This is a genomic window from Halomonas sp. B23F22_10, from assembly GCF_043496975.1.
GTDB classification, from domain to species: domain Bacteria; phylum Pseudomonadota; class Gammaproteobacteria; order Pseudomonadales; family Halomonadaceae; genus Halomonas; species Halomonas smyrnensis.
The window spans coordinates 294,508-304,141 of record NZ_JBIEKF010000005.1; the positions used below are offsets into that span (position 1 = coordinate 294,508).

9 protein-coding genes are annotated in these 9,634 nt (G+C 67.6%); 7 read left to right on the top strand and 2 right to left on the bottom strand.

Features of this window, described 5'->3' with window-relative positions:
* The first annotated feature begins 28 nt into the window (after positions 1-28).
* From ACGTNF_RS13600 to ACGTNF_RS13620, 5 genes are all read left to right on the top strand, one after another.
* Complete coding sequence (locus ACGTNF_RS13600) at positions 29-766, top strand: ribonucleoside-diphosphate reductase (RefSeq protein ID WP_394602133.1); 738 nt, start codon at positions 29-31, stop codon at positions 764-766.
* Positions 767-988: 222 nt separating this feature from the next.
* Positions 989-2,017, top strand: a complete 1,029-nt coding sequence (locus ACGTNF_RS13605) for an amino acid ABC transporter substrate-binding protein (protein ID WP_016854099.1) — start codon at positions 989-991, stop codon at positions 2,015-2,017.
* A gap of 74 nt (positions 2,018-2,091) precedes the next feature.
* Positions 2,092-3,270 (top strand): amino acid ABC transporter permease, encoded by a 1,179-nt coding sequence (locus ACGTNF_RS13610; protein ID WP_394602134.1) that lies wholly within the window; start codon positions 2,092-2,094, stop codon positions 3,268-3,270.
* Position 3,271: 1 nt separating this feature from the next.
* Positions 3,272-4,381, top strand: a complete 1,110-nt coding sequence (locus ACGTNF_RS13615) for an amino acid ABC transporter permease (protein ID WP_016854097.1) — start codon at positions 3,272-3,274, stop codon at positions 4,379-4,381.
* A gap of 61 nt (positions 4,382-4,442) precedes the next feature.
* Complete coding sequence (locus tag ACGTNF_RS13620; protein ID WP_394602135.1) at positions 4,443-5,213, top strand: amino acid ABC transporter ATP-binding protein; 771 nt, start codon at positions 4,443-4,445, stop codon at positions 5,211-5,213.
* 73 nt (positions 5,214-5,286) lie between these two features.
* Here ACGTNF_RS13620 and hmpA read toward each other — a convergent pair whose 3' ends face one another.
* Positions 5,287-6,456: an NO-inducible flavohemoprotein gene (gene hmpA / locus ACGTNF_RS13625; RefSeq protein ID WP_394602136.1), complete on the bottom strand. Its 1,170-nt coding sequence runs from the start codon at positions 6,454-6,456 to the stop codon at positions 5,287-5,289.
* Positions 6,457-6,678: 222 nt separating this feature from the next.
* Between hmpA and ACGTNF_RS13630 the strand changes: the two genes are divergently transcribed.
* Complete coding sequence (locus tag ACGTNF_RS13630) at positions 6,679-7,143, top strand: globin (RefSeq protein WP_394602137.1); 465 nt, start codon at positions 6,679-6,681, stop codon at positions 7,141-7,143.
* 84 nt (positions 7,144-7,227) lie between these two features.
* Positions 7,228-8,595 carry a 2-oxoadipate dioxygenase/decarboxylase HglS gene (hglS, locus tag ACGTNF_RS13635; protein ID WP_394602138.1) on the top strand — a complete coding sequence of 456 codons (1,368 nt, stop codon included), beginning with the start codon at positions 7,228-7,230 and terminating at the stop codon, positions 8,593-8,595.
* 539 nt (positions 8,596-9,134) lie between these two features.
* Here the strand turns inward: hglS and ACGTNF_RS13640 are convergent.
* Positions 9,135-9,485, bottom strand: a complete 351-nt coding sequence (locus ACGTNF_RS13640) for an ogr/Delta-like zinc finger family protein (RefSeq protein WP_394602141.1) — start codon at positions 9,483-9,485, stop codon at positions 9,135-9,137.
* Positions 9,486-9,634 lie beyond the last annotated feature (149 nt).

Consider the following 9,634-nt stretch of genomic DNA (forward strand, 5'->3'; position numbering starts at 1 on the left):
CCGCATCCGCTTTCACAGGAGCCCCGTCATGAGCGTCGAGATCACCTCGAAGATCGTTTCCTCCCGCGTCCGCCAGGCCCAGGACGTGCCGCCGCCGGCCGACGAGGACCCGCTGACGCGGCGCATTCCCTCGCGCCCCGAGGGCACCCTGGAGGCGGTGTCGGAGAAGATCTCCTACGTCGGCGCCGAGGGCCGGCGCAAGGTCTACCTGCTGGTGTCCTTCATGCCGGTGGAGGGCGTGCTGAACGGCGAGCCGGTGATCATCGAGCGCCCGGTGGAGTTCTTCCTGCCCTCCGGCCAGCTGTCCAGCGAGCACCAGTGGATCACCGCCACCATGCGCAGCCTGTCGCTGGCCGCCCGCGGCGGCTACGTCACCCAGGCGGTGGCCGATCTGCGCAAGGTGGCCTGGGACAAGGGCCGGGTGCGCTGCGGCATGAACCGCTGGGGCAAGCCGATGTTCCACGACTCCGAGGTCGCCGCCATCGCCTGGTCGATCCAGCAGATCCTCTACCGGCGCGGCTTCCTCGACCAGGACGGCCTGCAGGTGCCGGTGGAGGAGCTGGTGGCGCGCCACGCCCGGCGCCTGGCCGGCCGGCCCTGGCATCCGCCCGGCCCCGAGGAGCAGGCCGACGCCGAACGCGCGGCCGAGGCCGGCCAGGGCGGGCCCACCGTGGTCGGCCAGTGCCCCGAATGCGCGGGTGACCTGGTGATGATGGACGGCTGCCCGACCTGCTACTCGGGCTGCGGCTGGTCCAAGTGCGGTTGACCGGTGCGGATCGCCTCGCCGGTCAACGCTCGGCGAGACGACAGAAGATCCCCGTCGCGACCGTCAGCCCCGGCCGATGCCGGGGCTTTCTTGTCGCGACGCAGCAGGGCAGGGCAAATCGAACGTTTAAATGCAAGCCGGTGCGCCGGCTTGCGGCTCTGTTATGTTCGTCCTGCGAATAACAAGCACAAACCCTCTACCCAAAGCTATGGAGTCAAGATCATGCGCTACAACAACAAGACGCTGATCGCCCTGTCCGTCGCGACCCTCGGCCTGACGGCGGTCAGCAGCGCCTCGGCCGCCACCCTCGACGAGGTGAAGGAGCGCGGTAACCTGCGCTGCGGCGTCAACGTCGGGCTGTCCGGCTTCTCCTCGCCGGACGAGAACGGCACCTGGCAGGGGCTGGACGTCGAGACCTGCCGCGCGGTGTCCTCGGCCATCTTCGGCGACCCGGAGAAAGTGGTCTTCACCCCGCTGACCGCCAAGGAGCGCTTCACCGCCCTGCAGTCCGGCGAGATCGACCTGCTCTCGCGCAACACCACCTGGACCGCCACCCGCGACAACTCCCTGGGCCTCAACTTCACCACCACCACCTTCTACGACGGCCAGGGCTTCATGGTCGCCAAGGACCTCGGCATCGAGAGCCTGGAGGATCTGAACGGCGCCTCCATCTGCATCCAGTCGGGCACCACCCACGAGCTCAACCTGGCCGACTACTTCCCGTCGAAGGGCATCGATATCGACACCGTGACCTTCGACACCCCGGATCAGACGGCCCAGGGCTTCGCCAGCGGCCGCTGTGACGTCCTGACCTCCGACACCTCCCAGCTCAGCGCCCTGCGCCTGCAGTTGCCGGAGCCGGACAGCGTGGAGATCCTCACCGAGCTGATCTCCAAGGAACCGCTGGGCCCGGTGGTGCGCCAGGGCGACGACCAGTGGCTGGACATCGTCAAGTGGTCGGTGTTCGCCATGGTCAATGCCGAGGAGCTGGGCGTGACCCGCGACAACGTCGACGAGATGCAGCAGAACCCGCCCAATCCCCAGGTCGCGCGCCTGCTGGGCGACGACGGCAACTACGGCGAGCAGATGGGCCTCGAGAATGACTGGGCCTACGACATCATCGCCCAGGTGGGCAACTACGGTGAGGTGTTCGCCGCCACCGTGGGCGAGGAGTCTCCGCTCGCCATCGGCCGCGGCATGAACGCGCTGTGGAACGAGGGCGGCATCCTCTACGCACCGCCCATCCGCTGATCGGCATCGAACCTCCGTTCCCCCTCACCCCCACCCGGGGGTGAGGGGCCGTTACCCCGTATTCGAGGCCCGACATGCTGCGTTCTTCGTCTTCCGAGCGGGGGCCGCTGTGGCGCGACCCCGCCGTGCGCGCGCTGGTGATCCAGGCCCTGCTGCTGCTGGGACTGGCGGCGCTGATCGTGATGCTGGTAACCAATACCCTGGCCAACCTCGAGGCCCGGGGCATCACCACCGGCCTGGGCTTCCTCCAGGAGCGGGCCGGCTTCTCCATTCCCCAGACGCTGATCGCCTACAGCGGCGACAGCACCTACGGCCGCACCTTCGTGGTGGGGCTGCTCAACACCCTGCTGGTGTCCGGCCTCGGCATCGTCGCGGCGACGGTCATCGGCTTCGCGGTGGGCATCGCCCGGCTCTCGAGCAACTGGCTGCTGGCCCGGCTGGCCGCCGCCTACGTCGAGATCTTCCGCAACATTCCGCTGCTGGTGCAGATCCTGTTCTGGTACTTCGCCGTGCTCCAGGCGCTGCCCAGCCCGCGCCAGAGCCTGTCGCTGTTCGAGGCGCTGTTCCTCAACGTGCGCGGCCTGGTGATGCCGGCCCCGGTGGCCCAGCCGGGCTTCGACGCCACCCTCTGGGCGCTGGCCCTGGCGGTGGCCGCCGTGGTGGGGCTGTCGCTCTACGCGCGGCGCCTGCAGGCCCGCACCGGCCGGGCGCTGCCGGTCTACCGGCTCGGCGCGCTGCTCCTGATCGGCCTGCCGCTGGCCGTGTTCCTGGTGACCGGGCGGCCGCTGGCCTGGGACGTGCCGGCGCTGGCCGGCTTCAACTTCCAGGGCGGGGTGACGATCATCCCCGAGCTGATGGCGCTGTGGCTGGCGCTGTCGATCTACACCGCCTCCTTCATCGCCGAGATCGTGCGCTCGGGCATCCAGTCGGTGCCGAGCGGGCAGGTCGAGGCCGCCCGGGCGATCAGCCTTCCCGGCAACATCACCCTGCGCAAGATCGTCATCCCCCAGGCGATGCGGGTCATCGTGCCCCAGCTCACCAGCCAGTACCTCAACCTGATCAAGAACTCCTCGCTGGCCACGGCCATCGGCTATCCGGACCTGGTGGCGGTGTTCGCCGGCACCACCCTCAACCAGACCGGCCAGGCCATCGAGATCATCGCCATGACCATGGCGGTCTACCTGCTGATCAGCCTGGTGGTGTCGGCGCTGATGAACTTCTACAACGCCCGCACCCTGATGAAGGAGCGCTGACATGGCCGAGATGGCGACACGAATCGAGATGATCGAGGCGCGCCGGCCGCCGGACCTGCGCCGCGGCGTGATGGGCTGGCTGCGCGCCAACCTCTTCGACGGGCCGCTCAACAGCGTCATCACCCTCATCGTGCTGGCGGTGCTGGGCTGGGGGCTGTGGCCGCTGGTGCAGTGGGCGCTGATCGACGCCGACTGGCTGGGCTCGACCCGCGAGGCCTGCAGCGGCGAGGGCGCCTGCTGGGTGTTCATCAGTGCCCGCTTCGAGACCATCGTCTACGGCTTCTACCCCGAGGCCGCCCGCTGGCGGGTCGATGCGGTGTTCCTGATGCTGGGGCTGTTGATCGCCTGGCTGGCGATCCCCCGGCTGCCGGCCAAGCGCTGGGTGGGGTTGTTCGCCCTGGTCGGCTTCCCGGTGGTGGCCTACGTGCTGCTGCTCGGCGGCCACTTCGGGCTGATGGCGGTGCCGACCCGCGAGTGGGGTGGGCTGATGCTGACCCTGACGGTGGCCGTCGTGGGCATCGTCGGCTCGCTGCCGCTGGGCGTGGTGCTGGCGCTGGGGCGTCGCTCGCGGATGCCGCTGGTGCGCGGCGTGTGCGTGGTGTTCATCGAGTTCTGGCGCGGCGTGCCGCTGATCACGGTGCTGTTCATGGCCTCGGTGATGCTGCCGCTGTTCGTGCCCACCGAGGTGGAGTTCGACAAGCTGCTGCGGGCGCTGATCGGCATCATGTTCTTCTGGAGCGCCTACATGGCCGAGGTGGTGCGCGGCGGGCTGCAGGCCATTCCCAAGGGCCAGGAGGAGGCCGCCAAGGCGCTGGGCATGGGCTACTGGCGGCGCATGGGGCTGATCGTGCTGCCCCAGGCGCTGAAGCTGGTGATCCCCGGCATCGTCAACACCTTCATCGCGCTGTTCAAGGACACCTCGCTGGTGCTGATCATCGGCCTGTTCGACCTGCTGGCGATCATCCGCGCCGGGCTCACCGACAGCAACTGGCTGGGCTTCGCCACCGAGGGCTACGTGTTCGCGGCGCTGATGTTCTGGATCTTCTGCTTCAGCATGTCGCGCTACAGCCAGTATATCGAGCGGCGTCTGCACACGGGGCACCGGAACTGAGCGGCAAGCATTGAATAACAAGCACGTAACAACACGCTTTCAAGAACGAGGAAACACCGGCATGGCGACCACCAACACGGCCAGCGCCCCCGCCGCCGACCCGATGATCTCGGTCGAGGGGCTCAACAAGTGGTACGGCGACTTCCACGTACTGCGCGACATCGACCTCAGCGTGGCGAAGGGCGAGCGCATCGTCATCTGCGGGCCTTCGGGCTCGGGCAAGTCGACCCTGATCCGCTGTCTCAACCACCTCGAGGAGCATCAGCAGGGCCGCATCGTCGTCGACGGCGTGACCATGACCCAGGACGTGAAGCGCATCGAGCAGATCCGCCGCAACGTCGGCATGGTCTTCCAGCACTTCAACCTGTTCCCGCACCTCTCGGTGCTCGACAACTGCTGCATCTCCCAGACCTGGGTGCAGAAGAAGCCCAGGGCCGAGGCGGAGAAGACCGCCATGGAGTTCCTCGAGCGGGTGCGCATCGCCGACCAGGCGCACAAGTACCCCGGCCAGCTCTCCGGCGGCCAGCAGCAGCGCGTGGCCATCGCCCGGGCGCTGTGCATGCGCCCCGAGGTGATGCTGTTCGACGAGCCGACCTCGGCGCTGGACCCGGAGATGATCAAGGAGGTGCTCGACGTCATGGTCGAGCTGGCCCAGGACGGCATGACCATGCTCTGCGTGACCCACGAGATGGGCTTCGCCAAGACCGTGGCCGACCGCGTCATCTTCATGGACCAGGGGCAGATCATCGAGCAGGCCCCGCCGGAGACCTTCTTCAACCATCCGGAGTCGGACCGCACGAAGCTGTTCTTGAGCCAGATTCTCGGTCATTAAGCGAGACCCGGGCACCAACGACATCGGCCCGGACGCCTTGGCGCCCGGGCCGTTCGTTATGTGGCGAGGATGATCAGGCGGCGTCGAGGGCGCGCGCCGGGCCGAAGTGCTCGTAGTGGCGACGCTCGTCGGGAATGCCCAGCTCCTTCAGGCAGCGATCCAAGGCGGACATGAAGCCCCGGGGGCCGACGAAGTAGCAGCGTGCGCCCTCGGGCAGGTAGCGGGCCAGCAGCTCGCGGTCCACGCGGCCGACGTGATCGGCGCCGTCGCCGCGCTCGTGCACGCTGACCGCGGTCAGCCGCTCGGGATGTTCGGCGGCCAGGGCCGCGAGCTCGTCGGCGAAGGCGCGCTGCTCGGCGTCCTGGGCGGCGTGCAGATAGACCACCCGGCGACCCTCGGCCAGGGCCTGGCGGGCGATCGGCAGCATCGGCGTCTGGCCGACGCCAGCGCTTGCCAGCAGCAGCGGCTCGTCGCCGGCCACCAGGGTCAGCTCGCCGGCGGGCGGCAGCAGCTCGAGGGTGTCGCCTACGGCCATGGCATCGTGCAGGTGCCGGCTGGCCACGCCGCCGTCCTCGCGCTTCACCGAGATGCGAACGCTGCGGCCGTTGGGCAGCGCCGAGAGGCTGTAGTGGCGATGGACCGGACGGCCGTCGATGGTCAGGCGCACGCCGATGTACTGGCCGGGGAGGTGCTCGGCCACCGCGCCGCCGTCGGTGGGCTCCAGCACGAAGGAGCGGATCACCGCGCTTTCCTGGCGCGTCTCGGCGAGGCGGAACTCGCGCGGGCCGCGCCAGCCGCCGGGACGGTGTTCGAAGGCGCGGTAGCGCTGTTCCTCCAGCTCGATCAGCAGGCCGGCCAGCTCCTCGTAGAGCGCGCCCCAGGCGTCGGCGATCTCCGGCGTCACGGCGTCGCCCAGCACCTCGCCGATGGCCGCCATCAGGCACTCGCCGACGATCGGATACTGCTCGGGGCGGATGTCCAGCGACACGTGCTTGCTGACCACCGTGGCCAGCACCTCGCGCACCCGCTCGGGGTCCTGGCGCAGCTGCACGTAGGCCAGCACGGCGGCGGCCAGCGCCCGCGGCTGGCCGCCGTTGGCCTGGTGGGTCTGGTTGAACAGCGACGCTACCTCGGGATAGCGCGCGAACATCAGCGGGTAGAAGCGCCGGGTGATGGCGTCGAGATGCTCGGCGACCACCGGGGCGGTGGCGGCGATCAGGCTTTCCTGGGCGTGGGTCAACATGGGCGGGCTCCTGGGGATGGGCGGCGTCTCTTAAAGATGCATTTAAATTACATCTAAAAGAGGCGGTCGAACACCCTGGCCCCTGGTCCAGATTGTCGCAGTCGCGCCCCGTGCCGATCTCGATCAGGATCCGGCTCCGCCCCGGGGCTTGCCCGGACGTCGCCGGGAGGGAGACAGGCGGCTAGGCTTCAAGGCAGGCGAAGCAGCGGCGGGGAATCAGGCATGGATATCATCAAGGTCTTCGATGCCAGCTACGCGCGCGCCCTGGCCCACGAGATCGAGGGGCAGGGCTTCTTCGATGCCTTCTACCGGCGCTTCCTGGACGGCTCGTCGGAGGTGGCCGAGAAGTTCCGCGACATCGACATGGCGCGCCAGCAGGCGATGCTCAAGAAGTCGTTCTACCACCTGCTGAGCCTCTACGCGGCCAGCCACGACGGCGACTACCTGGCGCGGGTGGCGATCCGCCACAGCCGCGGGCATCTGGATATCCGCCCGGCGCTCTACGACCGCTGGCTGGAGACGATGATGGCGACGCTGCGCGAATACGATCCCGAGTGCGGCGACGAGCAGGAGCTGGCCTGGCGGCTGGTGATGGCGCCGGGCATCGCCTACATGAAGTTCCACTACGACCGGGAGGCCCCGGTGGGGCATGACAATGACGCACGGGGCCGTAGCGGCGAAGAATGAAAGCGCGCGTCGCCATTCCGGTAGGGCGAAACGCCCGGCTCTGCTTAGATGGAAGACGACCCTTTCGCCATTCGAGGACGCCTCATGACCGCCACCGCCACGGACGTCGTCTCCGCCGACGAGATCCGCGACCGCTTCTCCCGGGCCATGTCGGCCATGTACCAGGCCGAGGTGCCCCAGTACGAGGCCCTGCTGGCGCTGGTCGACGAGGTGAACCGCGAGACCCTGGCGCGCGATCCGGCCCTGGCCGAGCGCCTCGAGGCCTTTGATGAGCTGGGCCGCCTCGGCGTCGAGCGCCACGGCGCCATCCGCGTCGGCAGCGCCGAGGAACTGGCCATGCTGCGCCGGCTGTTCGCGGTGATGGGCATGCACCCGGTGGGCTACTACGACCTCGCCGAGGCCGGCGTGCCGGTGCATTCCACCGCCTTTCGCCCGGTCGACGACGCGGCGCTGGCGCGCAATCCCTTCCGCCTCTTCACCTCGTTGCTGCGCCTGGAGCTGATCGAGAGCGCCGAACTGCGCGAGCGGGCCGCGGCGATCCTGGCCCAGCGCGACATCTTCACCCCCGAGGCCCGGGAGCTGATCGCGCTGGCCGAGCGCCAGGGCGGGCTCACCGACGAGCAGGCCGAGCGCTTCGTCACCGCGGCGCTGGAGACATTCCGCTGGCACCGCGACGCCACCGTGGATCTGGCCACCTACGCGGCGCTGCACGCCGAGCACCGGCTGATCGCCGACGTGGTCTGCTTCCGCGGGCCGCACATCAATCACCTGACGCCGCGCACCCTGGACATCGACGAGGTCCAGCGGCGCATGCCGGCGGCCGGCATGAGCCCCAAGGCGGTGATCGAGGGCCCGCCGCGCCGCGACTGCCCGATCCTGCTTCGCCAGACCAGCTTCAAGGCGCTGGAGGAGGCGATCCGCTTCGCCGGCGACCACCGGGGCACCCACACCGCGCGCTTCGGCGAGATCGAGCAGCGCGGCGTGGCGCTGACCGCCGAGGGCCGGGCGCTCTACGATCGCCTGCTCGTCGCTTCCAGGGAGCGCACCGCCGGGCTCGCCCATGAAGATCATCAGCGGGCCCTGGCCGAGGCCTTCGCCGACTTCCCCGACGACGAGGCCACGCTGCGCCGCCGCGGCCTGGCGTTCTTCGAGTACCGGCTGACCGACGCCGGGCGTGCCTCCGGTCCGGTCGACGCCTCGGATCCCGAGGCGCTTATCGAGCGCGGCCTGGTGGTCGCCCGGCCGATCACCTACGAGGACTTCCTGCCGGTCAGCGCGGCGGGCATCTTCCAGTCGAACCTGGGCGATGGCGGCGGTGAGGCCTACGCCGGCCACGCCAACCGTGCGGCCTTCGAGGCCGACCTGGGGGCGGCGGTGACCGACGAGCTCACCCTCTACGCCGAGCGGGAACGCGCCTCGCTGGCCGCGGTGCGCGAGGCGCTGGCCGGCTAAGCCGGCGGCCCCAACGCGCCCGGTTCCGGCGCCGCCTTGCCTCGCGAGGGCGGCGCTCGGCCATGATGGGATTCCGCCCATGGACCGGGCCCCCGCATGCCGCTGCTGTCTCTCCTCGATACGCTGTCGCCGCTGTCCGGCGACCTCGACCTCACGCTGATTGATCTCGCCCGGCATCAGTGGACACCCCGTTAAGTCAGTACACTGAACGAGGTGACCCATGGCCAGGCAAGCAAGGTCGATGAAGTAGACCCGTACCCGCGACTTCCGGGCCTACAGCCAGCGTCCCGCGGCAAGGCCTACGTGCCAAGGCAGCCCGCAAGTTCAAGGCCACGACGAACGGCGACGACAACGCCCTAGAGCGTCTTTCACCACCTCAAGGTCGAGGCCACTCATGGGGCCACAAGCTGAATCGATTAAGATGGTCGGCCAAAATTTTTCGCCACCTAACAATGAAAGATGACCGCGGCCATATGCCTCTACCTATCAAGGATGAAATAAAATAAGGGGCGGGGGATTTCAGGGTGTCGATGGAGACATTAACAGCCAGCAACAGATGTCTGGATGTCGGGCATTTTTCTGGGCATCTCGTCCTCAGAAGCAGGAGCGCTGATGATCTTCTCCAGGCTCTCTATGGTCTTGAAGGTACAAGAACAAGAAATGCTCTGGCACTGATAATAGGCTTCTTTCATCGTTCTCGTGATATAGCGACTCGTTCTCGTGTGTGCCGAACTTTCGCATACTGGACAGCGCATCATGGTAGGTGCCTTTATTAGTGATGGAAATGCATGGTAAGCCGAAGTGTTCTTATCTATATCAATAAGATAAAGCTTATTCGCGCATTTATAATCCAACCCTAACCTAAGCACAACCGGAGCGTGATTTTTCATCAACCACACAACATTTCACTGCCCCCCCAAAGGGGTCATGTTGTGTGAGAGGTGGGCAAACATGCTTCCCTTTCGACACGGAGGCGCTCATGTTCTTATGAAGCCTCATTCATCAACATGAGTATTACACCATGTCTATTCAAGATAAG